This window comes from Pseudomonas taiwanensis DSM 21245, assembly GCF_000425785.1.
In the GTDB taxonomy this organism is placed as follows: domain Bacteria; phylum Pseudomonadota; class Gammaproteobacteria; order Pseudomonadales; family Pseudomonadaceae; genus Aquipseudomonas; species Aquipseudomonas taiwanensis.
In genome coordinates, this window is record NZ_AUEC01000034.1 from 29,556 (window position 1) to 51,944 (window position 22,389).

Here is a 22,389-nt window from a genome sequence, read left to right on the forward strand (position 1 = left end):
AGCCTGCCCGTCATGGTGGCGGCTAGAAGGATCGCACGATGCGGCCCAGTGTCTCCATGGCCTGCTCGGCGCCATCATGCCAAGGGCTGCCGTAGTTCAGGCGAATGCAATTGCCGAAGCGTCGGGTCGGCGAGAAGATCGGCCCCGGGGCGATACTGATGCCTTGGGCCAGCGCCATGTGGAACAGCTTCAGCGCGTCCATCTGCTCGGGCAGTTCCAGCCACAGGAAGTAGCCCCCGGAAGGCTGGCTGACCCGTGTCTGCGCCGGGAAATACCGGGCGATGGCCGCCAGCATGTTGGCCTGCTGGCCTTCGAGGGCATAGCGCAGCTTGCGCAGGTGGCGGTCGTAGCCACCGTGCTGCAGGTAATCGGCAATGGCGGCCTGGGCGGGCATCGAGGCGCATAGCGAGGTCATTAACTTCAAGCGTTCGATTTTCTGGGCGAATCGCCCGGCTGCGACCCAGCCGATCCGGTAACCGGGTGCCAGGCTCTTGGCGAAGGAGCCGCAGTGCATCACCAGGCCTTCGGTGTCGAACGCCTTGGCCGGCTTGGGGGCTTGCTGGGCGTAGTACAGTTCGGCATAGACATCGTCTTCGATCAGCGGCACCTGGTGGCGGCGCAACAGTTCGACCAATGCCTGCTTCTTGGCCTCGGGCATGCTGGCGCCCATGGGGTTCTGGAAGTTGGTCATGCACCACACAGCCTTGATCGGGTGCTTGTCCAACGTTTGTGCCAACACGCCGAGGTCCATGCCTTCGCGTGGCTGCACGGGAATTTCCACCGCCTTGAGCTTGAGTCGCTCCAGTACCTGCAGGCAGGCATAGAAGGCAGGGGCTTCGATGGCTACCAGGTCACCGGGTTCGGTGACGGCTTGCAGGCACAGGTTCAGCGCTTCGAGTGCGCCATTGGTGATCAACAGCTCTTCCATGGGCAGCATCAGGCCGCCGACCATGTAGCGCAGTGCGATCTGCCGCCGCAACTGCGGGTTGCCAGGCGAAAGGTCGGTCACCACCATGCGCGGGTCCATCGTGCGGCTGGCGCTGGCCAGCGAGCGCGACAGGCGCTGCAAGGGGAACAGTTCGGGGCTGGGGAACGCCGAGCCGAACGGCACGGTGTTGGGGTCCTTGATCGACTCGAGGATCGAGAACACCAGGGCGCTGACATCTACCTCGGTGGATTCGCTGAGCGGCTGTAGCGTTTGCGGCTCGCTGAACGGGCGCGGTGCGTGAGCGTTGACGAAATAGCCTGAGCGCGGCCGGGCACGAATCAAGCCACGTCGCTCAAGCAGGTAATAGGCCTGGAACACCGTGGACGGACTGACCCCATGGGTCTGGCTGGCATAGCGTACCGAAGGTACGCGCTGGCCTGGGCCGAGCACCCCGGTGCGGATCAGTTCGGCGATGTCGTCGGCAAATCGTTCGTAGCGTTTCATCGTGGCTGTTTGTCGTGGCCTGGCGGGCAAGGTGAATGGGCAGTGTAAGGGATCAGCGGTTCATCGGTGCCACGAAGCGGCTCTGGGCCACGCTCCGCACCTCGGGCTTGTCGCTGTCCTGAACCACGAAACTCAGCGCCTGCGAGCTGCTGGTCGGGCGCTCGGCGAGCAGGGCGACCGATACCGGCACTTCGCTCATTTCCCCGGCTGGCACGATCAGTTCGTCCGGGCCTTGCAAGGCAAAGCCTTCGGCGTCGTCCAGGCGCAGCCGATAGCGCTGTGTCTGTTCGGTCTTGTTGATGATTTTCAGCAGGTAGATGTTCTCGATCTGGCCCAGGGCATTCTCCCGGAACAGGCCGCGGTCCTTGATCACGTCCAGCGACACCATCGGGCGCACCTGCAAGGCCACCACCAAGGCGCCGAGCATTACCACCAGGGCGCAGGCATAGCCTAACAGACGTGGGCGCAGCCAGTGGGTGGTGCCGCCTTGCAGGCTGTGTTCGGACTTATAGCCGATCAGGCCACGTGGGTAGCCCATCTTGTCCATCACGCCATCGCAGGCATCGATACAGGCGGCGCAGCCGATACAGGCCATCTGCAAGCCGTCGCGGATGTCGATGCCGGTGGGGCAGACCTGCATGCACAGCGTGCAGTCGATGCAATCGCCCAGGCCCTGGGCGCGGGCCTCGGCGCCCTTCTTGCGTGCCCCGCGTGCCTCGCCTCGGCGTGGGTCATAGGCCACGGCCAGGGTGTCCTTGTCGAACATCACGCTCTGGAAGCGCGCGTACGGGCACATGTGCAGGCACACCGCCTCGCGCAGCCAGCCGGCGTTGATGTAGGTGGCGGCAGTGAAGAACAGCACCCAGAACATTGCCGTCCCCCCCAGTTGCAGGGTGAACAGCTCAGCCGCCAAGGGGCGGATCGGCGTGAAGTAGCCCACGAAGGTGAGGCCGGTTAGTACACCGATCGCCATCCACAAGCTGTGTTTGAGTGTACGGCGGGCCGCCTTCGCCAGGCTCCAGGGCGCAGTGGCGAGTTTGATGCGCTGGTTGCGGTCGCCTTCGGTGACCTTTTCGCACCACATGAACAGCCAGGTCCAGGTGCTCTGTGGGCAACTGTAGCCACACCACACCCGGCCGGCGTATACGGTGATGGCGAAGAGGCCGAAGGCACAGATGATCAGAACTGCCGAAAGCAAGATGAAGTCCTGTGGCCAGAAGGTGGCGCCAAAGATGTGGAACTTGCTGTTGGACAGATCCCACAGCACGGCCTGGCGCCCGTTCCAGTCGAGCCAGGCGGTACCGAAGAACAACACGAACAGACTGCCGGCGAAGACGATTCGCAGGTTGCGGTACAGACCTTTGAAGCTGCGGGTATGGATGCCGCTGTCGACGGGTTTGGCGGTGCTTCGCGGGGCAGCGATCTCGACGAAGGGAATGCGTTCGCTCATGGTTCTGTGCTCATCAGGCCTGCATCAGGGTTGCTGCACTATCGCCGTCAAACTGTTTTCAGCACAGACTCAGGTTTTGCAATAAAAACCGTATCAGATGGCCAGGCGTGTTGCTCGCCAGCCGGTAGGCGGCACTCCTGGCACACAGCGCGGTCCACCGTTCATGTGAGTGGCCTGATGCGGGAGGCGGTTATGGAACCTTGGTGGCGACCTGTGGTGCTGGCCATTGAGTCCGAATTTGCCGATGTGACCGACGAAGGCGAGGTGACGCGGATTCTGCTGCGTTTGCTGATGGCGGCATTGCTGGGGGCGGTGCTGGGGTTCGAGCGTGAGCACAAGGGTAAATCGGCAGGTGTGCGCACCCATATGTTGGTGTCGCTTGGGGCCGCGCTGTTTGTCCTGGCGCCAGCGATGGCCGGGGCGGATGAGCAAGCCTTGAGCCGGGTGATCCAGGGCATCGTCGCGGGCATTGGTTTTCTGGGGGCGGGCACCATTCTCAAGGGCAATGGGCAGGACACCAGCCATGTGAAGGGGTTGACCACCGCTGCCGGACTCTGGATGACCGCTGCCATCGGCACGGCGGCAGGCATGGGGCGAGAAGTGACGGCGCTGGTAAGCACGGTGATGGCGCTACTGGTGCTGGGCACGATGCCCAAGGTGGTGGAAAAGGTCGAAGGGCATGAGGAGGCGAAGCAGGAGGAGGGCGAAGGCAGGAAGCACTGAGGGGAGCCGGAGCTCCCCTCAAAGCGTTGTTGCTTGCTCTTTTTTATTATTGAAGACCGACCATTTGTTGTTTTTGTTAGCCTGTCTTGGTACTGCGGCCGACCCCCATCCGGGGTCAAGAGCAAACGTATTTTTTTGAGCGCTGATCTGCTTTCACCAGGGCTGGTCCGGTCCTGACCGTCTCTACCTGAAGGTAGTTTTATTGTTCTGTGTCAGACCGCGGGGCGAACCCCTGAAAAGCGTATCTACTCCAAAAAAATCTGCTTGCTACGCCTCTGCCGTGTTGTTTTTTTTATGTCAGAGCCGTTATCTGTTGTTTTTATTGGGTATCACGTTTTTGTTCTTGTTATGCCAAAGATATAGCAGGTGGCGTGCCAACTTTTCAAAATCCTTTAAAATCAATAGGTTGGCATTCTGGGTGTGTGGCGGGTGACCTGAGATTTTGTCGATTTGTTTCCCTGTTACCCGATTTTTTGCTGGTTTTTGTGGGGGCGGTAACACTCCACCCACACAAATGTGACAGCCGTGTGAACTAGCCCGCAGTGCGCGCCCGCGCCACCCGTGAACCATTGGCTCGGCCCAGCACGGTACTGATACGCTGACCGGCTGCAATCAGTCGGTCCAAATCGATACCGCTGTCGATGCCCAGCCCCTGCAGCAGGTAAAGCACGTCCTCCGTGGCGATATTGCCGGTGGCGCCCTTGGCGTAGGGACAGCCCCCAAGGCCTGCGACCGAGCTGTCGAACACGTTGATACCCTCCAGCAGGCTGGCATAGACGTTGGCCAGGGCTTGCCCATAGGTGTCGTGGAAATGCCCGGCCAGTTGCTCGCGTGGCACCTGTTTCGACACCACCTCGAACAGGCGCCGGGTATCGCCGGCGGTTCCGGTGCCAATGGTGTCGCCCAGCGACACCTCGTAGCAGCCCATGTCATGCAGGGCACGGGCGACCGGTGCGACCTGTTCGGCGCTGACCTTGCCTTCATAAGGGCAACCGAGCACGCACGACACATAGCCGCGAACACGCACGCCGTGGCTGCGTGCCGCGTCCATGATCGGTTCGAAGCGCGTGAGGCTTTCACTGATCGAGCAATTGATGTTGCGCTGCGAGAAGGCCTCGGAGGCGGCGGCAAATACCGCGACCTCCTTCACACCGGCCGCCAATGCGTCTTCGAACCCGCGCAGGTTGGGTGCCAGGGCGGCATAGGTAACGCCTGGGTGCTGACGAATACCGGCGAACACCTCGGCGGAACCGGCCATCTGCGGTACCCATTTGGGCGAAACGAAACTGCCGACTTCGATGTAGCTCAGCCCGGCTTCGGTGAGGTCGTCCACCAGGCGCACCTTGTCGGCAACACTGATAGGTTGGGCTTCGTTCTGCAGGCCGTCGCGCGGGCCGACTTCGACCAGGCGAACGTGTTTGGGCAAGGACATGGCAGGGTTCCTGTGGCGGATCAACGGTTGTCGTTCTTGTTCAAGGTGGCAGCCAGGGCTTGTTCGCAGCGCTCCTGGGCGGTGTCCAGTTCCAGTTGCATCTGGTGGATATCGAGCATCTGCTGTTCCAGCTGCGCACGGCGCTCGGCGATTTTCGCCAGCATGCTGTTGAGCTGCTTGAGGTTGCCGCTGGTGGGGTCGTATAGCTCGATCAATTCACGGCATTCGGCCAGCGAGAAACCGATACGCTTGCCGCGCAGGATGAGCTTGAGGCTGACCTTGTCGCGCGCCGAATAGATTCGCTCCAGGCCGCGGCGCTCTGGGCTCAGCAGGCCCTGTTCCTCATAGAAGCGGATAGCGCGGGTGGTGATGTCCAGCTCGCGGGACAGGTCGGAAATGCTGTAGGTCTGGCTGCTCATGCTCGGGCTCGCAGGATGGTATGTGGCTAACCTAATGGCAGGTTGACGTATACGTCAAGCAGGCGCGTGCGAAGCCGAACGCCTGAATGCATTGGGCGTCTGGCCGGTCAGCCGTTTGAAGAACCGTGCAAAGTAGGTGGGGTCGCTGAACCCCAGGCTGTCCGACAGTTGGCTGATGCTCATACGCGTGTAGATCAGGTTGCGCCGGGCCTCCAGCAGCAGGCGCTGATGGACGACCTGCAAGGCCGTCTGGCCGCTGAGCTCGCGGCATAGCTGGTTCAGTTGCAGGCTGGAAATATTCAGGTGCGCGGCGAAGTCCTCCACCGACAGGTGTTCGCGGTAATGAGCCTCGACCAGGCGCAGGTACTGGCCCAGCAACAGGCGGTCGCGTTCATCGCGGTTGCGTGGTGCCAAACCTTGTTGCTGGCGACGGCTGATCCACACCACCAGTGCGGTGACCAACGCCTGGAGCATGGTCGACCGCGCCGGGGCACTGCCCTGGTATTCCTGCTGCAAGGTGTCGATCAGCGTGCGCAGGTGCTGACGATCCTTGCCCAACGGGTAGCAGGCCGGTGTCGAAAGCACCCGCAGCGGCGTGCCCAAGCGCTGTTCCAGATCGGCTACCAGGGCTGCGCCGAACGTCACCACATGCCCTTGAATGTCCGCGCTAAAGCGAAAGCCATGCACCGTCAGTGGCGGCACGACCTGGATCGCGGCCTCGCGGATTTCGCTGTGCCGGCCCTCGATCTCCACCTCGGCCCGACCCCGCTGCACGTAGAGCAACTGGAACAACTCGGCATGTTGGTGCAGCTTGATTTCCCAATGGTGCAGGCGGCTGCGCACCGGGATGGTCTCGCAATGCAGCAAGTCGGTGGCGGGCCAGGCTTGGTTTTCGCCATACAACTGGAACAGCGGGACGCCGGGGAGGGTGGATTTCATTGTTCTTGTTCCTGTCCGTTAATCGAACGCTTTTTGCAAAAGTGCAGTTTTTATATTGGATAGCACACTTTTTAGCGGTGCATTGCCAGTAAAAATGCAGGGGCAAACCCTAACAGCAGATGCCCAGCCACTGCCAGTCGTGGGCTGGCATCGCCAGACAAGAGACAAGAACAATGAACACTCAGGTTGCAATCATCGGCGCAGGTCCGTCCGGCCTGCTGCTTGGCCAGTTGCTGCATAACGCTGGCATCGACACGGTCATCGTCGAACGCCAGACCCCTGAATACGTGTTGGGCCGGATCCGTGCAGGCGTCCTCGAACAGGGCACGGTCGACCTGCTGCGCGAAGCCGGTGTGGCCGCCCGCATGGACTGCGAAGGGTTGGTTCACGAAGGCGTCGAGCTGCTGGTTGGCGGGCGTCGCCAACGCCTGGACCTCAAGGCCCTGACAGGTGGCAAGACCGTCATGGTGTACGGCCAGACCGAAGTGACCCGCGACCTCATGGAGGCCCGCAAGGCCAGCGGCGCACTGACCATCTATTCCGCCAGCAACGTCCAGCCCCACGAACTCAAGGGTGAACGCCCTTACCTGACCTACGAGAAAGACGGCCAAACCTATCGCCTGGACTGCGACTACATCGCTGGCTGCGACGGTTTCCACGGTGTGTCGCGACAGAGCATTCCTGAAGGTGTGCTCAAGCATTACGAACGGGTCTACCCCTTTGGCTGGCTGGGTATGTTGGCCGACACCCCGCCGGTGAACCATGAACTGATCTATGCCCACCATGAACGCGGCTTCGTGCTGTGCAGCCAGCGTTCCCACACCCGCAGCCGCTATTATTTGCAGGTTCCACTGGAAGATCGCGTGGAGGAATGGTCCGACGAGCGCTTCTGGGAGGAGCTCAAGGCGCGCCTGCCTGATGACGTTGCCGAACGTCTGGTCACCGGCCCTGCACTGGAGAAAAGCATCGCTCCGCTGCGCAGCCTGGTGGTCGAGCCCATGCAGTACGGGCACCTGTTCCTGGTTGGCGATGCCGCGCACATCGTCCCGCCCACCGGCGCCAAGGGCTTGAACCTGGCCGCTTCCGACGTCAACTACCTGTTCCGTATCCTGGTCAAGGTGTACCGCGAGGGCCGCACCGACCTGCTGGCGCAGTATTCGCCACTGGCGCTGCGCCGGGTGTGGAAGGGCGAGCGCTTCAGCTGGTTCATGACTCAGTTGCTGCATGACTTCGGCGACCACAAGGATGCCTGGGACCAGAAGATGCAGGAGGCCGATCGCGAGTACTTCCTGACCTCGCCGGCTGGTCTGGTGAACATCGCCGAAAACTACGTCGGGCTGCCCTACGAAGCGGTGGAGTAGGCGCAGTTTCCGTGGGAAATTCCAGGGTTGGGGGCAAAGCTTTCTTGCCCCCCGCCAACTCTTCACCCCAGGTAAAACCAGGGGCCACCAAACGATCCCGTCCGAACCCACGCCACTTCCACCGCCATGGCCCAAAACGGGGCTCTGTACCGCCCCTCGTTTGTGCGCCATAGCCCTGTGTGCCCGATGCCAGAGCAGTCGCCACACACGTTTCATTTTCCTTCACCTGCGTAGTTGGCCCGCAACCTGCTATATCCAGCCATCGAATTTGATCGAGTGGTCAGGCAGGCAATGCTCAGCGGCGCCGCGCCAAACCCTCACAACGGCCGTCAGGCCACGGATATCAGGGGCCGCAGGATGTCGCTCGCGGAGCAGATCGAACATACCGAACAGGATGCTGGCTGGAGCGCGCACTTGCAGTTGCGCTTTGTCGAACGCGCCGGCGTGACCCGTCTTGGTGCGCGCCATCATTTTGGTCCTCTTTTGGTGCAGCGACCGTTCTACCCGGAAGGTGCACCGTGTCACGTCTATGTGCTGCACCCACCCGGCGGCATCGTTGCTGGCGACCGCCTGGAACTGGACATTCATCTGGAACCAGGCAGTCACGCGCTGCTGACCATGCCCGGCGCCAGCAAGTTCTACCGCAGCATCGGCCCTACCGCCCGATTACGTCAGCGCTTTCACCTGCAGCCGGGCAGCACGCTGGAATGGCTGCCTCAGGACAGCATCTTCTTCTGCGGTGCCCGAGCGAGCCTCGACAGCTGTTTCACCCTGGAGCCTGGTGCCCGGCTACTGGCCTGGGAAACCCTCTGCCTGGGGCGGCCAGTGATGAACGAACGCTTCGAGCAAGGCGCCCTGGATAGCCGACTGCGCATCGACATGCCCGGTGACCCGGGGCTGCACGAGCGCCTGCGTATCGAAGGCGGGCGCCTGGACAAGGTCGCTGACCACCCGCTGCTGGCCACCTTCTGCGCCGCGCCCGCCGACCAGGCGCTGCTGGAGCAGGTGCGGCCTTTGCTCGAAGCACTGGGCAACCCCGCTGGCGCCACGCTGCTGGGGCAACTGCTGGTGATCCGTCTGCTCGATCACGACAACCAACATCTGCAACGCACCCTGCAGCGCCTCTGGCATGTGCTGCGGCCGGCCGTTCTCGGCCTGCCGGCATGCCCGCCGCGCATTTGGGCTACCTGAGAACGCGCCATGGAACTGACCCCGAGAGAGAAAGACAAACTGCTGCTGTTCACCGCCGCGCTATTGGCGGAGCGGCGCCTGGCCCGCGGCTTGAAGCTGAATTACCCGGAAGCTGTGGCATTGATCAGCGCCGCGGTGCTCGAAGGTGCCCGCGATGGCCGGACTGTGGCCGAGCTGATGAGCCTGGGCCGCGAAGTGTTGAGTCGCGAGCAGGTCATGGAAGGCGTCGCCGAGATGCTCCACGACGTGCAGGTCGAAGCCACCTTCCCGGACGGCACCAAGCTGGTGACCGTGCATGACCCCATCGTCTGAGGAGCCACCCATGATTCCCGGAGAAATCCAGGTCGCCGATGGCGACATCGAGCTCAACGTCGGCCGCGCCACTGTCAGCGTCAGCGTGGCCAACCATGGCGACCGGCCGGTGCAAGTCGGCTCGCACTACCACTTCTACGAAGTCAACGACGCGCTGGTGTTCGAACGTGAACCTACACGCGGCTTTCGCCTGGACATCCCCGCCGGCACCGCCGTGCGCTTCGAGCCCGGCCAGTCACGCACCGTGCAACTGGTGGCCTACGCCGGCAAGCGGGAAGTCTACGGCTTCCAGGGCAAGATAATGGGCGCACTGGAGGGCCAGGCATGAGCCGTATTTCCCGTCGAGCCTACGCCGACATGTTCGGCCCCACTGTCGGCGATCGCGTGCGCCTTGCCGACACCGCGCTGTGGGTAGAGGTGGAGAAGGACTTCACCCTCTATGGCGAAGAGGTCAAGTTCGGAGGTGGCAAGGTCATCCGCGACGGCATGGGGCAAGGCCAGATGCTGGCGGCCGAGGCCATGGACCTGGTGCTGACCAACGCGCTGATCATCGACCACTGGGGCATCGTCAAGGCCGACATCGGCGTCAAGCATGGCCGCATCGCCGTCATCGGCAAGGCCGGTAACCCCGATGTGCAGCCTGGCGTGACCGTGCCGGTCGGGCCAGGCACCGAAGTGATCGCCGCCGAAGGCAAGATCGTCACCGCCGGGGGCATCGATTCGCATATCCACTTCATCTGCCCGCAGCAGGTGGAGGAGGCGCTGACCAGCGGCGTCACCACCTTCGTCGGTGGCGGCACCGGGCCGGCTACCGGCACCAACGCCACTACCTGCACCCCAGGTCCGTGGTACCTGGCGCGCATGCTCCAGGCCGCCGATTGCCTGCCGATCAACATCGGCCTGCTGGGCAAGGGCAACGCCTCGCAACCTGAAGCCTTGCGCGAGCAGATCGCCGCGGGAGCGGTGGGCCTGAAGCTGCACGAGGACTGGGGGTCGACACCCGCGGCCATCGACTGCTGCCTGGGCGTGGCGGAAGAAATGGACATCCAGGTGGCCATTCATACCGATACGCTCAACGAATCCGGCTGCATCGAGGACACCCTGGCCGCCATCGGTGACCGCACCATCCACACCTTCCACACCGAAGGTGCCGGGGGCGGTCATGCCCCGGACATCATCCGTGCGGCAGGCCAGGCCAATGTGCTGCCATCCTCGACCAATCCGACGCTGCCTTACACGGTCAACACGGTCGATGAGCACCTGGACATGCTCATGGTCTGCCACCACCTGGACCCTAGCATTGCCGAAGACGTGGCTTTCGCCGAGTCGCGCATCCGCCGTGAAACCATTGCCGCCGAAGACATTCTCCACGACATGGGCGCCTTTGCCATGACCTCGTCCGACTCCCAGGCCATGGGCCGGGTCGGCGAAGTGGTGCTGCGCACCTGGCAGGTCGCGCACCAGATGAAATTGCGCCGTGGACCGCTGGCCCCGGATACCGCCTACAGCGACAACTTCCGGGTCAAGCGCTACATCGCCAAGTACACCATCAACCCGGCGCTGACCCATGGTATCGCCCATGAAGTCGGCTCGGTGGAAGTGGGCAAGCTGGCCGACCTGGTGTTGTGGGCACCAGCCTTCTTCGCCGTGAAGCCGGCCCTGGTGATCAAGGGCGGCATGATCGCCACTGCACCGATGGGCGACATCAACGGCTCGATCCCGACGCCGCAGCCGGTGCACTACCGTCCGATGTTCGGCGCCCTGGGCGCTGCCCGGCATGCCACGCGCATGACCTTCCTGCCCCAGGCCGCCATGGACCGCGGTCTGGCCGAGGAGCTGGGCCTGCGCAGCCTGATAGGGGTGGCCCACGGCTGCCGCCGGGTGCGCAAGGCCGACATGGTGCACAACACCCTGCAACCGGTGATCGAAGTCGATTCGCAAACCTATCAGGTGCGTGCCGATGGCGAGCTGCTGGTGTGCGAGCCAGCCACCGAATTGCCGCTGGCTCAGCGTTATTTCCTGTTCTGAAGGAGCAAGCATGATTGTCCTGACCCGCCGGATCCCTGCATCCGACACTGTTACCGGCACTGTCACCCTGGATGTGGACAGCCGAATCAAGAGCCGCTTGCGCGTCACGCTCGACGACGGTCGCGAGGCTGGCCTGATGCTCGAACGTGGCCACCTGCTGCGTGGCGGCGAGTTGTTGGCCGATGCCCAAGGCAGTCAGGTGATACGTGTGCTGGCTGCCCCGGAAGCGGTGTCGACGGTGCGTTGCGCTGATCCACACCTGCTGGCCCGTGCCGCGTATCACCTGGGCAACCGTCATGTGCCGCTGCAGATCGAACCGGGCCTGCTGCGTTTTCAGCACGACCATGTGCTGGACGACATGCTGCGCGGCCTGGGCCTGACGGTGGAAGCCGAACAGGCCCCTTTCGAACCCGAGGCCGGCGCCTACCAGAGTGCGCCGCATAGCCACAGCCATGGCCACGATCACCCGTTCGTGCGCATGCCAGCCCATTCTTGAGTACACGGAGTCAACCATGAAAAAAACGATCGCCTTTGCCTTGCTGATGGTGGCCTTGCCAGCCTTCGCCCACCCTGGCCACGATGCCAATCCGTTGCAGGACGGTCTGCTTCACCCGCTGACTGGCCTTGACCACTTGCTGATGCTGCTAGGTACCGGCGTGCTTGCTGCGCTGACCCGCCGCAACCTGACACTGCCGCTGGCCACCTTGGCGGCGATGTTCGGTGGCGCCATCTGCGGTCACGTGTTCGGTGACGTGTTAGGCATGGAAACCCTGATTACCGTCTCGCTGCTGGTTGCCGCTGGCGCGTTGTTGCTGCCCAGCCGCCAGCTGGTGTTGGCTCTGCTCATGCCGGTGTTCGCGCTGTTCCACGGCTGGGCCCACGGTGTGGAAGCTACCCCTAGTGCCTTCTGGCTGTTCAGTGCAGGCTTCGTCACCGTCAGCGGCCTGCTGCTGGTGGTCGGGTTCGCCGTCGGTTGCCTGCTGCGCCGCCATAGCGGCCTGCAGAAGGCCTTCGGCGGTGGCCTGCTGGCCGGCGCCGCCTTGGTGCTGGCCGGTTGATGAACAGCGACCTGGCACTGCTACGCCTGCTGCAGCTGGCCAGCCCCGGCCTGCCAGTAGGCGGGTTCACCTATTCGCAAGGTCTGGAGTGGGCTGTCGAGGCAGGTTGGGTGCGCGACATCGCCAGCTTCAGTGCCTGGCAACGAGAGCAGTTGCACGACACCCTCGGCCACCTCGACTGGCCGCTGCTGGCGCGCTTGTACCGGGCCAGCCAGGCCGATGATGCCGAGGCGTTCGGCCGCTGGAGCCGGTTCCTGCTGGCCAACCGCGAAACCGCCGAGCTGCGCCTGGAAGAACAGCAGCGCGGCTCGGCCCTGGCGCGCATGCTCGACGGCTGGCAATTGGGCCAGGACCCGGCCTGGCGCGCCAGCCTGGAACTCAGCCAGCTCGGCGGCATGGCCTGGCTCGGCGCCCACTGGTCGATCCCGCTACGCCAGTTGGCCCTGGGCCATGGTTTTGCCTGGCTGGAAGGCGCCGTGATGGCAGGCGTGAAGCTGGTGCCCTTCGGCCAACAAGCGGCCCAGACACTGCTGCGCGACCTGGGCCAAGCGCTGCCCGGCGTGCTCGACCATGCCTTGGCGCTGGACGACGATCAGCTCGGTGGCGGCCTGCCGCTGCTGGCTATCGCTTCGTCGCGCCATGAAACCCAATACACCCGTTTGTTCCGTTCTTGAGGACTGCCTGCATGCAAAACTATCAGCAACCCCTGCGCGTCGGTGTCGGCGGCCCGGTCGGCTCGGGCAAGACCGCCTTGCTCGAAGCCCTGTGCAAGGCCATGCGCGATCACTATCAGATCGCCGTGGTCACCAACGACATCTATACCAAGGAAGACCAACGCATCCTTACCGAGGCCGGCGCCTTGGAACCTGAGCGCATCGTCGGCGTGGAAACCGGCGGCTGCCCCCATACCGCCATTCGTGAGGACGCTTCGATGAACCTCGCGGCGGTGGAAGCCCTGGCGCGCAAGTTCGGCAACCTCGAAGTGATCTTCGTGGAAAGCGGCGGCGACAACCTCAGCGCCACCTTCAGCCCTGAATTGGCCGACCTGACCATCTACGTGATCGACGTGGCTGAAGGCGAGAAGATTCCGCGCAAGGGAGGCCCTGGCATCACCAAGTCCGACTTCCTGGTGATCAACAAGACCGACCTTGCGCCCTATGTCGGCGCTTCGCTGGAGGTGATGGAGCGCGATACCCAGCGTATGCGCCCCGAGCGCCCCTGGACCTTCAGCAACCTGAAGAAAGGCGAAGGCCTGCAGGCGGTGATCGACTTCATCGTTGAGCGGGGGATGTTGGGTGTGCGGGGCTGAAGCCCAGCACTTCCACACGGTTGCGGCCATTCTGCTTGGCCTTGTAGAGCTGCTCGTCCGCCTGCTTGAGCAGCGTCTCGGCTTGATCGCTATCGGTCTGCCGGCAGACCACGCCAATGGACAACGTGAGTCGGCCAACATGGGCGGTATCAGCTTGTTCGACCGCCTCACGAATTCGCCCGGCGATGCGCCGTGCATCGGCATGGCCGGTGTCGGGCAGCAGCAGGGTGAACTCCTCGCCAGCCACCCGGCAAGGCAGGTCTTGCTGGCGTGACTGCTGGCGCAGCAAAGCGGCGAGGTGTTTGAGCACTTCGTCGCCTGCGTCATGGCCAAAGGTATCGTTGACCCGTTTGAAATGATCGATATCCAGCGCCAGCACGGCGAACGGGCGTGTGCCTTGCATCAGGGCGTCGAGGGTATGGTGCAGCGCCCGTCGGTTGGCCAGGCCGGTGAGCGCATCGCTCTGCGCTCCCTGGCGCAAACGACCGAATTTATCCCGCAACAGTTGATCGCACGTCAGCAAGGCCTGGCGGATGGATTTCCGGCGAGCGCTGGCGGCGGCTGGCGATCTGGCGGATGTCGGGGTAGGCCATCAGTACCTGGCCATCGGGGTTAACCATGACGATCGAGTTGAAGTCCTTGTCCTGCGCTTGCAGGCGGTGCGCTTCGCTTTGCAGCAGGGCTGCATCGTCCAGGCCTGTGGCCAGTTTTCGAGCGCTGTAGCGCAGGTGGCTGTGGGGCGAGCGCAGAAACTCGGCGATGCTGGACGCTACCTTGCTGGCGTGGGCCTGGTTGGCCCGTAGGGAAAGCTGTATCAGGGTGCCGTGCTGGACCCGATTGGCCACGTAGAGGGTGTTGCCCAAGGTGGCCAGGCAGGCCAGCAGCACCATGCCCAGCACAAGGGTACGCATATCGGTACGCGGACGGATACTGGGCATGGCGGGCCTGTGAGGCGGGGGACGGCCTCAAGTATGGCTGCTTTCCTGGCGAATGCCCGCCATGGGCGTAGTGCTACTGATGGCAGCAATGCGGTGCTGCTGGCGCCTGTTCGTAACGGTCGTGGTGGCGTACCCAGTCCATGGTGCCGCCCTCGTTGCGGCCCAGGGGCGCGATATCGAGGAAATTGTAGGTGTTGACCAGGATGTCGAGGCCGCGGGCATAGGTGGAGTAGGTGTGGAAGACCGTCCCGTCGTGGTCGCGGAAGAACGCGCTCAGGCCGGGCAATTCGCTTTCGTTGCCGGTGTATGGCGCGTAGTTGTACTGGCGTTGGCCCTGGCTGGCGACACTGACGCCAAAGTCTTCGTTGAACGTGCTGCCGTGGGAGGAGTACCACGGGAAGCGCCAGCCCATGCGCTGGCGGAATGCCTGGAACTGGGGGTAAGGCGCCCGCGAGACGGCGACCAGCGAGACATCGTGGTGCGCCAGGTGCAGGTTGGCGCCGTCGAAGTGGTCGGCGAGGAACGAACAGCCTGGGCAACCTTCGCTCCAGCCTTCGGCGAACATGAAGTGATACAGCAGCAACTGGCTGCGGCCAGCGAACAGGTTGGCCAGGCTCAGATCGCCGTCGGGTCCCTGGAAGCGATAGGGCTGCTCGACCTTGACCCAGGGCAGGGCGCGGCGGGCGGCAGCCAGTTCGTCGCGTTGGTGGGTGAGGGCTTTTTCGTGCAGCCACAGTTGCTGGCGGGCGGCCAGCCATTGACTGCGTGAGACCACTTCGTGCTTCGGTTCCGGGGTGCTCATGATACTGACTCCGCGCTTGGGGATTCAGTAATGGTCGTGTGGGAGGGGTGAGATTCGACCGGGGAATCGAGAGGGCGACGAATGGTGGTTGGCCGGTGGCGTTTTGGGCGTATGCCGGAAGTGGTGTAGCGCCTGGGCGATCGAGCGCCGCCCGCGCGGCGCATCGCGAGCAAGGCTCGCTCCTACGTCGGTTTCGGGTCAATGAATCCTGTGGGATTTGCGCGCGAACGCTTTAGAGCACGGCGCAATATGGGGTCGTACAAACCAGGCGGTCGCGCGCGCCCGTCACTGACGTTCCTGGTCCGCAACAGACGTAGGAGCGAGCCTTGCTCGCGATGCGCCGCGCGGGCGGCGCTCGATCGTCCAGGCGCTACACCGCTTGCGTCATGCACCAGCAAACCCTCACCCCTGCATCCGCTCGACCACCTCCCACAGCCGCGAATCAGCGAAATCCGCGACCACTAACTGTGCACCTGCCGCCAGCAACCGCTCAGGCGTCTGGGTCGTGGCAATCCCCACGGTGAAGATCCCGGCCCCGCTGGCCGCCTTCACCCCCGGCAACGAGTCCTCGAAGGCAAGTGCCTGTCCGGCCTCTGCCCCAAGGCGTTGCAGGCCGGTGAGGTAAGGCAGGGGGTCTGGCTTGGGTCGGGCCAATTCCTCAGCCACCAGCACATGCTCGAATCGCGCGCCCAGGCCCATGGCCGAGAGCATGTGCTCGGCGTTGAGCCTAGGGGCGTTGGTCACCACGCACATGCCGATGCCTTGCGCCTGGGCATGCTCCAGCAGGCGCAACAGCCCTGGCATGGGCTCAAGCGCCGGGGCCAACTCGCGGAACAGCGCCTCCTTGCGGTCAGCCAGCGCCAGGCGCTGCACCGTACTGGCCTTGGGAAACAGCTCGGCAAACAACTCGCCATTGGCCCGGCCACTGACCTGGGCATCGAACTGCGCCTGGGTCAGCTCGCGGCCATCATGTTCGCGCAGCAGTTGGCGAAAGGCCTGCAAGTGCAGGGTGTCGGTGTCGGTAAGGGTTCCATCGAGGTCGAACAGCAGGGCAGTCAGCATCAGGCATCCAGGCATTGAAAAAACACACGCCTGGGGATGATAACCAAACCTGGCGACGAGGGGGGCTGTTCAGTGCGCTCCGAAAAGAGTACAAATGTGCTCCATGGACAACTTGACCCCCAAACGCCGCGCAATCCTCGACTTCATCCGTGAACGCATCGCCGATCACGGCCAGCCGCCGAGCCTTGCCGATATCGCCACACGCTTCGGCTTCGCCTCGCGCAGCGTGGCGCGCAAGCACATCACCGCCTTGTGCCAGGCTGGCTACATCGACGTCACGCCAAACCAGGCGCGGGGTATTCGCCTGGCCGAGCCGCTGCGGCGCCCGGAAATCCTTGAAGTGCCCGTGCTGGGTCGCGTCGCGGCGGGCGCGCCTATAGGCCCGGACCTGGACATCCACGAGCAACTGTTGCTCGACCCCAGCCTGTTCCGCCGCCCCCCGGACTACCTGCTGAAAGTGCGCGGCGACTCGATGGTCGACGATGGCATCTTCGACGGCGACCTGGTGGGCATCCGTCAGCAGGCCGATGCCCGCGATGGCGAAATCGTGGTGGCGCGCCTGGACGGCGAAGTCACCATCAAGCGCCTGCAACGCCAGCCTGGCGGCTACCGGCTGGTGCCGCGCAACCCGGCCTATGCGCCGATCGAAGTGGGGCCGGAGCATGAGTTCTTCATCGAAGGCGTGTTCTGTGGCCTCTTGAGGCGTGACTGATGGGCGCGGTGGTCGAACTCGACAGGCTGCTCGACCAGCGCCAGGTGTGGCGCGGTCGGCAGGTCCGGGCACGCCCACTCGGGTTGCAGCCTACCGGTCACGACGCCCTCGATCAGCGCCTGCCCGATGGTGGCTGGCCCGCCGCCGCACTGACCGAACTGCTGCTGGCCAGCCCCGGTTGCGGTGAACTGCAACTGTTGTGGCCCTCCCTGGCGCGCCTGAGCGCCGACGGGGGGCGGGTGGTGCTGGTGGCACCGCCTTTCATCCCCTATGCACCGGCTTGGCAGGCGGCCGGCGTCGACCTGCGCTGGCTGGCCCAGGTCGACGCCGAGCCAGCCGACGCGTTGTGGGCCGCCGAGCAATGCCTGCGCTCCGGCAGTTGCGCCGCTGTGCTGTGCTGGCCGCAGCGGGCCGACGACCGCTCCCTGCGGCGCCTGCAGGTGGCCGCCGAGACCGGTCAGGCCCTGGCGTTCGCCTGTCGACCCCAGCAGGCCGCGCACAACCCGTCGCCGGCCGCGTTGCGCATAGCCATCGACACCCGACCGGCGCAATGGCGGGTGCTCAAGTGTCGGGGTGGCCTGCCGCCGGCGGTTCCCATTGCCTGTCCAGGGCGGGGCTGATGCGCCATGCTCTGGGCCTGCATTCTTCTGCCACAGCTGGCGCTGGATTCGGTCCTGCGCGAGCGGGACGATGCCGATACGCCGTTGGTGTTGATCGGTGGCCCGACCCAGCGCCGTGTGTTGCAGGCGGTCAACCCGGCTGCAGCGGCGCTGGGCCTGCGCGCCGGGCAGACCCTGACCGCGGCACGGGCCCTGGCCGATGGCTTTACCTGCGTTGAGGTCGATGCGGCGCACATCGAGCAACTGCAACAGCTGCTGGCCGCCTGGGCCTACCGTTTCAGCGCCCAGGTGAGCCTGCATTATCCCCGCGCCTTGCTGTTGGAGGTGGGCTCCAGCCTGCAGTTGTTCGGCCCCTGGCCTGCGTTCGAGGCCCGCTTGCGTCAGGAGCTGGGTGAACTGGGGCTGCGCCAGCGCATCGTGTTGGCCAGCAACCCGGTGGCGGCCCGCATGCTCGCCAACGCCCACGACGGCCTGGCCGTGGCCTGTGCTGAAGATACCCGCGCAGCGCTGGCACGCCTGCCCATCGAGCGGGTCGGCTTGCCCCGTGACGCCGCCGAGGCCTTTGCCCGCATGGGCCTGCGTCAGCTCGGGCAGGTCCTGGCATTGCCCCGTGATGCCCTGGCCAAGCGTTTTGCTGCCCAAGTGCAGTTGCATCTGGATCAACTGCTGGGCCTGCGCAAACTGGCGCTGGACTTCTACCAGCCGCCTGACCGCTTCGAGACGCGGCTGGAACTCAACTTCGACGTCGAATCGCACCAGGCCCTGCTGTTTCCGTTGCGGCGCATGCTCGGCGACCTGGCCGCCTTCCTTGCTGGCCGTGATTGCGGCGTACAGCGCTTCAGTCTGCACCTGGAGCATGCCGAAGGGCCGGACACTGTGCTCAAGGTCGGCCTGCTGGCCGCCGAGCGCGACGCCGGCATGTTGTTCGAGCTGTCTCGCGGACGGCTTGAACCATTGCGCATTCCCGCGCCGGTGCGCAATCTGCGTCTGGTTGCCGATGACCTGCCGCCATTCGTGCCCCAGCACCAGGCCTTGTTCGACTCCCGTGCGCAACAGGCCCAACCCTGGGAGCAGCTGCGCGAACGCCTGCGCGCACGCCTGGGCGACGAGGCCGTGAAGGGACTGCGCGCCGAGGCCGACCATCGTCCCGAATGCGCCTGGCAGCGGGCAGAGCAGGGCGCGCAGGGCAGCCTGCCGGTGGCGCCTGGCAGCCGCCCGGGCTGGCTGCTTCCGACCCCCCAGGCGCTGGACGAGGCAGGCCACCGCCTGCTGGGGCATGCCGAGCGCATCGAATCGGGCTGGTGGGACGGTGGCGACGTACGCCGTGACTACTATCGCATCGAAACCCGTGAAGGCTTGCGCGGCTGGGCCTACCGCGACCTGGCCCAGCCCGGTCCGCTGTGGCTGCAAGGCTGGTTCGCATGAGCACCCCCGGCTATGCCGAGCTGCACTGCCTATCGAACTTCAGCTTCCAGCGCGGCGCCTCGAGCGCCGACGAGCTGTTCCGGCGCGCCCTTGAGCAGGGCTATGAGGCGCTGGCGATTACCGACGAGTGCACCTTGGCGGGCATCGTGCGTGCCTGGCAGGCGGCCAAGGCCCACCCGCTGCGGCTGATCGTCGGCAGCGAGGTGCGTCTGCAGGACGGGCCGAAACTGGTGTTGCTGGTGGAGAACCTCACGGGTTACCAGAACCTCTGTGCGTTGATAACGCGGGCGCGGCGGCGGGCGCGGAAGGGGGCTTACCAACTGTTGGGCGAAGACCTGCAACACCATCATCAGGGGCTGCTGGCGTTGTGGGTGCCCGATGACCTGGGCGACACGGCTTCCGGCCAATGGTTGCAAGCGCTGTTCGGCGAGCGCCTGTGGCTGGCGGTGCACCTGCACCGGGGCAGCGATGACCAGGCTCGTTTGGTCCGCCTGCGGGCCTTGGCGGCAGGCTTGGGTGTTCGCGCCGTGGCTTGTGGCGATGTGCACATGCATAACCGCCGCCGTCGTGCCCTGCAAGATTGCATGGTCGCCATCCGCGAGCATTGCAACGTGGCCGAGGCCGGTCGTCACCTGTTCGCCAATGGCGAGCGGCATCTGCGCAGCTTGGCGCAGTTGAGCGAACTGTACCCCGACGACCTGCTCGCCGAGACCCTTGTCATCGCCGAACGCTGCCGCTTCGAGCTGAGCGAAGTGAAGTATCAATACCCACGGGAATTGGTGCCCGAAGGGCACTCCCCGGCAAGCTGGCTGCGCGAACTGTGCGAGCGCGGCCTGCCCATGCGCTGGCCGCAAGGGCCAAGCGACAAAGTACGCACGGTGCTGGCCCGGGAGTTGGCGCTGATCGCCGAGTTGGGCTATGAAAGCTACTTCCTGACCGTACACGACATCGTCGCCTTCGCCCGTAGCCAGGGCATCCTCTGCCAGGGGCGGGGCTCTGCGGCCAACTCGGTGGTGTGCTTCGTGCTGGGTATCACCGAACTCGACCCCATGGTGCATCGCCTGCTGTTCGAGCGGTTCCTGTCCCGTGAGCGCAACGAGCCGCCGGATATCGACGTGGATTTCGAGCACGACCGCCGGGAGGAGGTGATCCAGTACATTTTCCGCCGTTATGGCCGGCACCGGGCGGCGCTCACCGCGGTAGTCAGCACCTATCATGCCGCGGGTGCGGTACGGGACGTGGCGCGCGTGCTGGGGCTGCCGGCCGACCAGGTGGATGCCCTGGCCAAGTGCTGTGGCCGTTGGAGCGACCGCATCCCCGATGCCCAGCGCCTTGCAGAGGCCGGTTTCGACGCTGCCAGCCCTTCGCTGCGACGCATCCTGGTGCTGGCAGGCGAGCTGATCGGCTTTCCACGGCACCTGTCGCAGCATCCGGGGGGCTTCGTCATCTCCCAGCAGCCGCTCGACCAACTGGTGCCCGTGGAAAACGCCGCGATGCCCGAACGCACGGTCATCCAGTGGGACAAGGACGACCTGGACATGCTCGGCCTGCTCAAGGTGGATGTGCTGGCTCTGGGCATGCTCAGCGCCTTGCGCCGCTGTTTCGACCTGCTGCAGCGCCATCGTGGGCGGCACCTGACTCTGGCGACCATCCCCGCCGAGGATGCCGCCACCTACGAGATGATCGGGCGCGCCGAGACCATGGGGGTGTTCCAGATCGAATCACGGGCACAGATGGCCATGTTGCCCAGGCTCAAACCCTGCAAGTTCTACGACCTGGTGATCGAGGTCGCCATCGTGCGTCCGGGGCCGATTCAGGGCGACATGGTGCACCCCTATCTGCGTCGGCGTCTGAAGCAGGAGCCAGTCACTTATCCATCGCCGGCGCTTGAAGAAGTGTTCGAGCGCACCCTGGGGGTGCCGCTGTTCCAGGAGCAGGTCATGGAGCTGGCCATGGTCGCCGCCGACTACAGCCCCGGCGAGGCCGACCAACTGCGTCGCAGCATGGCCGCCTGGAAGCGTCATGGTGGGCTGGAGCCACACCGGGAACGGCTGGTGCAAGGCATGCTGCGCAACGGCTATGACCTGGCGTTTGCCGAGCGTATCTTCGAGCAGATCAAAGGTTTCGGCAGCTATGGCTTCCCCGAGTCCCACGCCGCCAGTTTCGCCTTGCTGTGTTATGCCAGCAGCTGGCTCAAGTGCCATGAACCGGCGATTTTCACCTGTGCGCTGGTCAACAGCTGGCCCATGGGTTTCTACAGCCCTGACCAACTGTTGCAGGATGCGCGGCGCCAGGGGATCGAGGTCAGACCGGTGGATGTGTACCACAGTGACTGGGATTGCACCCTTGAGCCTATGGCCAATGACGCCTTGGCCATTCGACTCGGGTTGCGGCAGATTCGTGGCTTTGCCGAAAGCGATGCCCGTCGGTTGGTGCAGGCGAGGGCAGGGCGGCCCTGGCGCGATGTCGAGGACCTGTGCCTGCGCGCCGGCCTCAACAGTCAGGCCCGCGCCCGCCTGGCCGATGCCGGTGCGCTACGGGCCTTGGCCCGCAACCGCCATCAGGCGCGCTGGCAGGTGGCGGCGGTGCAGGCGCAGTTGCCGTTGTTCGCGGATGTGCATGCGGCCCCTGAAGCCGAGGTGGCGCTGCCTGCACCCACGGTCGGGGAGGATCTGTTCGCCGATTACCAGAGCTTGGGCACTACCCTCGGCCCCCATCCACTGAGCTTGTTGCGACCCCGCTTGCGGGCGCTGGGCTGCCGCAGCTCAAGCGAACTGCCGGGCGTCGAGCATGGTGACAACATCGCCGTGGCAGGGCTGGTGGTGGGGCGGCAACGGCCGCAGACGGCCAGTGGCGTGACCTTCGTGACCCTTGAGGACGAGGCCGGCATGGTCAATGTGGTGGTCTGGCGCGACCTGGCCGAACGGCAGCGGCGGGCATTGGTAGGGTCGCAGTTGCTCAAGGTGAGTGGGCGGCTTGAGCAGGAGAATGGGGTGCGGCATCTGATCGCCCGGCGCCTGGAAGATATCACCCCGTTGCTGCAAGGGCTGGATGTACGGAGCCGGGACTTCCACTGATTGCAGCGACCTTTTCGCGGGTAAGCCTGCGCCTGCAGGTCTCCCTGGATTCTCGAGGGCAATGCAAAAACCGTAGGAGCGGTTCTACCCGTGAAAAGG

The 22,389-nt window shown here is 64.5% G+C and carries 23 protein-coding genes; 14 read left to right on the top strand and 9 right to left on the bottom strand.

All coding sequences use genetic code 11. The annotated features are described in order from the left end of the window. Window positions 1-22 precede the first annotated feature (22 nt). Window positions 23-1,432 (bottom strand): GntR family transcriptional regulator MpaR, encoded by a 1,410-nt coding sequence (gene mapR, locus H620_RS0115650; protein ID WP_023380358.1) that lies wholly within the window; start codon window positions 1,430-1,432, stop codon window positions 23-25. 52 nt (window positions 1,433-1,484) lie between these two features. Beyond that, a complete protein-coding gene (gene ccoG / locus H620_RS0115655) occupies window positions 1,485-2,882 on the bottom strand; it encodes a cytochrome c oxidase accessory protein CcoG (RefSeq protein WP_027907609.1) in 1,398 nt (465 codons plus the stop codon). 192 nt (window positions 2,883-3,074) lie between these two features. On the opposite strand from ccoG, the gene H620_RS0115660 reads away from it, so the two are divergent. Next, complete coding sequence (locus H620_RS0115660; RefSeq protein WP_023380360.1) at window positions 3,075-3,605, top strand: MgtC/SapB family protein; 531 nt, start codon at window positions 3,075-3,077, stop codon at window positions 3,603-3,605. 532 nt (window positions 3,606-4,137) lie between these two features. On the opposite strand, the gene H620_RS0115665 is transcribed toward H620_RS0115660, so the two are convergent. From H620_RS0115665 to H620_RS0115675, 3 genes are read right to left on the bottom strand one after another with little or no spacing between them, the layout of a single operon-like run. Next, entirely contained in the window at window positions 4,138-5,037 is a 900-nt protein-coding gene (locus tag H620_RS0115665; protein ID WP_027907610.1) for a hydroxymethylglutaryl-CoA lyase, read from the bottom strand. Between the two features lie 20 nt (window positions 5,038-5,057). Further along, window positions 5,058-5,456: a MerR family transcriptional regulator gene (locus tag H620_RS0115670; RefSeq protein ID WP_023380362.1), complete on the bottom strand. Its 399-nt coding sequence runs from the start codon at window positions 5,454-5,456 to the stop codon at window positions 5,058-5,060. Window positions 5,457-5,510: 54 nt separating this feature from the next. Further along, complete coding sequence (locus tag H620_RS0115675) at window positions 5,511-6,395, bottom strand: helix-turn-helix domain-containing protein (protein WP_027907611.1); 885 nt, start codon at window positions 6,393-6,395, stop codon at window positions 5,511-5,513. Between the two features lie 173 nt (window positions 6,396-6,568). On the opposite strand from H620_RS0115675, the gene pobA reads away from it, so the two are divergent. The 9 genes from pobA to ureG all read left to right on the top strand — a co-directional run bounded on the left by pobA (window position 6,569) and on the right by ureG (window position 13,654). Then, the gene (gene pobA / locus H620_RS0115680; RefSeq protein WP_023380364.1) at window positions 6,569-7,756 is read left to right on the top strand and encodes a 4-hydroxybenzoate 3-monooxygenase; all 1,188 of its coding nucleotides are present in this window, start codon (window positions 6,569-6,571) and stop codon (window positions 7,754-7,756) included. 357 nt (window positions 7,757-8,113) lie between these two features. After that, window positions 8,114-8,947: an urease accessory protein UreD gene (locus tag H620_RS0115685; RefSeq protein ID WP_027907612.1), complete on the top strand. Its 834-nt coding sequence runs from the start codon at window positions 8,114-8,116 to the stop codon at window positions 8,945-8,947. 9 nt (window positions 8,948-8,956) lie between these two features. Beyond that, window positions 8,957-9,259 carry an urease subunit gamma gene (locus H620_RS0115690; protein WP_023380367.1) on the top strand — a complete coding sequence of 101 codons (303 nt, stop codon included), beginning with the start codon at window positions 8,957-8,959 and terminating at the stop codon, window positions 9,257-9,259. 10 nt (window positions 9,260-9,269) lie between these two features. Next, window positions 9,270-9,587, top strand: a complete 318-nt coding sequence (locus H620_RS0115695; RefSeq protein ID WP_023380368.1) for an urease subunit beta — start codon at window positions 9,270-9,272, stop codon at window positions 9,585-9,587. Then, window positions 9,584-11,287: an urease subunit alpha gene (gene ureC / locus H620_RS0115700; RefSeq protein ID WP_023380369.1), complete on the top strand. Its 1,704-nt coding sequence runs from the start codon at window positions 9,584-9,586 to the stop codon at window positions 11,285-11,287. Before H620_RS0115695 ends, ureC begins: the two co-directional genes overlap by 4 nt. 10 nt (window positions 11,288-11,297) lie before the next feature. Next, window positions 11,298-11,783 (top strand): urease accessory protein UreE, encoded by a 486-nt coding sequence (ureE, locus tag H620_RS0115705; RefSeq protein ID WP_023380370.1) that lies wholly within the window; start codon window positions 11,298-11,300, stop codon window positions 11,781-11,783. Between the two features lie 16 nt (window positions 11,784-11,799). Beyond that, a complete protein-coding gene (locus tag H620_RS0115710) occupies window positions 11,800-12,345 on the top strand; it encodes a HupE/UreJ family protein (RefSeq protein ID WP_023380371.1) in 546 nt (181 codons plus the stop codon). Next, window positions 12,345-13,019 carry an urease accessory protein UreF gene (locus H620_RS0115715; protein ID WP_023380372.1) on the top strand — a complete coding sequence of 225 codons (675 nt, stop codon included), beginning with the start codon at window positions 12,345-12,347 and terminating at the stop codon, window positions 13,017-13,019. Before H620_RS0115710 ends, H620_RS0115715 begins: the two co-directional genes overlap by 1 nt. Window positions 13,020-13,030: 11 nt before the next feature. Continuing rightward, a complete protein-coding gene (gene ureG / locus H620_RS0115720) occupies window positions 13,031-13,654 on the top strand; it encodes an urease accessory protein UreG (RefSeq protein ID WP_023380373.1) in 624 nt (207 codons plus the stop codon). On the opposite strand, the gene H620_RS27455 is transcribed toward ureG, so the two are convergent. The 4 genes from H620_RS27455 to H620_RS0115740 form a co-directional block, all read right to left on the bottom strand. Then, window positions 13,617-14,156 carry a GGDEF domain-containing protein gene (locus tag H620_RS27455; RefSeq protein ID WP_238546549.1) on the bottom strand — a complete coding sequence of 180 codons (540 nt, stop codon included), beginning with the start codon at window positions 14,154-14,156 and terminating at the stop codon, window positions 13,617-13,619. The two genes, ureG and H620_RS27455, sit on opposite strands and share 38 nt — an antisense overlap. Then, window positions 14,146-14,592: a hypothetical protein gene (locus tag H620_RS27460; RefSeq protein WP_027907614.1), complete on the bottom strand. Its 447-nt coding sequence runs from the start codon at window positions 14,590-14,592 to the stop codon at window positions 14,146-14,148. The genes H620_RS27455 and H620_RS27460 overlap by 11 nt, the downstream gene beginning before the upstream one ends. Before the next feature lie 73 nt (window positions 14,593-14,665). Next, the gene (locus H620_RS0115735; RefSeq protein ID WP_023380374.1) at window positions 14,666-15,394 is read right to left on the bottom strand and encodes a DUF899 domain-containing protein; all 729 of its coding nucleotides are present in this window, start codon (window positions 15,392-15,394) and stop codon (window positions 14,666-14,668) included. Between the two features lie 402 nt (window positions 15,395-15,796). Further along, window positions 15,797-16,456, bottom strand: coding sequence for an HAD family hydrolase (locus tag H620_RS0115740; protein WP_023380375.1), 660 nt, complete (start codon window positions 16,454-16,456; stop codon window positions 15,797-15,799). Between the two features lie 103 nt (window positions 16,457-16,559). Between H620_RS0115740 and lexA the strand changes: the two genes are divergently transcribed. From lexA to H620_RS0115760, 4 genes are read left to right on the top strand one after another with little or no spacing between them, the layout of a single operon-like run. Further along, window positions 16,560-17,168, top strand: a complete 609-nt coding sequence (gene lexA, locus H620_RS0115745) for a transcriptional repressor LexA (protein ID WP_023380376.1) — start codon at window positions 16,560-16,562, stop codon at window positions 17,166-17,168. Then, on the top strand, window positions 17,168-17,788 hold the full coding sequence (gene imuA / locus H620_RS0115750) for a translesion DNA synthesis-associated protein ImuA (protein WP_023380377.1): 621 nt from the start codon (window positions 17,168-17,170) through the stop codon (window positions 17,786-17,788). The genes lexA and imuA overlap by 1 nt, the downstream gene beginning before the upstream one ends. 6 nt (window positions 17,789-17,794) lie before the next feature. After that, window positions 17,795-19,213, top strand: coding sequence for a Y-family DNA polymerase (locus tag H620_RS0115755; protein WP_023380378.1), 1,419 nt, complete (start codon window positions 17,795-17,797; stop codon window positions 19,211-19,213). Then, window positions 19,210-22,290: an error-prone DNA polymerase gene (locus H620_RS0115760; protein WP_027907616.1), complete on the top strand. Its 3,081-nt coding sequence runs from the start codon at window positions 19,210-19,212 to the stop codon at window positions 22,288-22,290. Before H620_RS0115755 ends, H620_RS0115760 begins: the two co-directional genes overlap by 4 nt. Window positions 22,291-22,389: the final 99 nt, after the last annotated feature.

Bases quoted from the DNA above. Each gene is read 5' to 3' on its own strand.
- mapR (WP_023380358.1), bottom strand. From the start codon at position 1,432: ATGAAACGCTACGAACGATTTGCCGACGACATCGCCGAACTGATCCGC.
- ccoG (WP_027907609.1), bottom strand. From the start codon at position 2,882: ATGAGCGAACGCATTCCCTTCGTCGAGATCGCTGCCCCGCGAAGCACC.
- H620_RS0115660 (WP_023380360.1), top strand. From the start codon at position 3,075: ATGGAACCTTGGTGGCGACCTGTGGTGCTGGCCATTGAGTCCGAATTT.
- H620_RS0115665 (WP_027907610.1), bottom strand. From the start codon at position 5,037: ATGTCCTTGCCCAAACACGTTCGCCTGGTCGAAGTCGGCCCGCGCGAC.
- H620_RS0115670 (WP_023380362.1), bottom strand. From the start codon at position 5,456: ATGAGCAGCCAGACCTACAGCATTTCCGACCTGTCCCGCGAGCTGGAC.
- H620_RS0115675 (WP_027907611.1), bottom strand. From the start codon at position 6,395: ATGAAATCCACCCTCCCCGGCGTCCCGCTGTTCCAGTTGTATGGCGAA.
- pobA (WP_023380364.1), top strand. From the start codon at position 6,569: ATGAACACTCAGGTTGCAATCATCGGCGCAGGTCCGTCCGGCCTGCTG.
- H620_RS0115685 (WP_027907612.1), top strand. From the start codon at position 8,114: ATGTCGCTCGCGGAGCAGATCGAACATACCGAACAGGATGCTGGCTGG.
- H620_RS0115690 (WP_023380367.1), top strand. From the start codon at position 8,957: ATGGAACTGACCCCGAGAGAGAAAGACAAACTGCTGCTGTTCACCGCC.
- H620_RS0115695 (WP_023380368.1), top strand. From the start codon at position 9,270: ATGATTCCCGGAGAAATCCAGGTCGCCGATGGCGACATCGAGCTCAAC.
- ureC (WP_023380369.1), top strand. From the start codon at position 9,584: ATGAGCCGTATTTCCCGTCGAGCCTACGCCGACATGTTCGGCCCCACT.
- ureE (WP_023380370.1), top strand. From the start codon at position 11,298: ATGATTGTCCTGACCCGCCGGATCCCTGCATCCGACACTGTTACCGGC.
- H620_RS0115710 (WP_023380371.1), top strand. From the start codon at position 11,800: ATGAAAAAAACGATCGCCTTTGCCTTGCTGATGGTGGCCTTGCCAGCC.
- H620_RS0115715 (WP_023380372.1), top strand. From the start codon at position 12,345: ATGAACAGCGACCTGGCACTGCTACGCCTGCTGCAGCTGGCCAGCCCC.
- ureG (WP_023380373.1), top strand. From the start codon at position 13,031: ATGCAAAACTATCAGCAACCCCTGCGCGTCGGTGTCGGCGGCCCGGTC.
- H620_RS27460 (WP_027907614.1), bottom strand. From the start codon at position 14,592: ATGCCCAGTATCCGTCCGCGTACCGATATGCGTACCCTTGTGCTGGGC.
- H620_RS0115735 (WP_023380374.1), bottom strand. From the start codon at position 15,394: ATGAGCACCCCGGAACCGAAGCACGAAGTGGTCTCACGCAGTCAATGG.
- H620_RS0115740 (WP_023380375.1), bottom strand. From the start codon at position 16,456: ATGCTGACTGCCCTGCTGTTCGACCTCGATGGAACCCTTACCGACACC.
- lexA (WP_023380376.1), top strand. From the start codon at position 16,560: ATGGACAACTTGACCCCCAAACGCCGCGCAATCCTCGACTTCATCCGT.
- imuA (WP_023380377.1), top strand. From the start codon at position 17,168: ATGGGCGCGGTGGTCGAACTCGACAGGCTGCTCGACCAGCGCCAGGTG.
- H620_RS0115755 (WP_023380378.1), top strand. From the start codon at position 17,795: ATGCTCTGGGCCTGCATTCTTCTGCCACAGCTGGCGCTGGATTCGGTC.
- H620_RS0115760 (WP_027907616.1), top strand. From the start codon at position 19,210: ATGAGCACCCCCGGCTATGCCGAGCTGCACTGCCTATCGAACTTCAGC.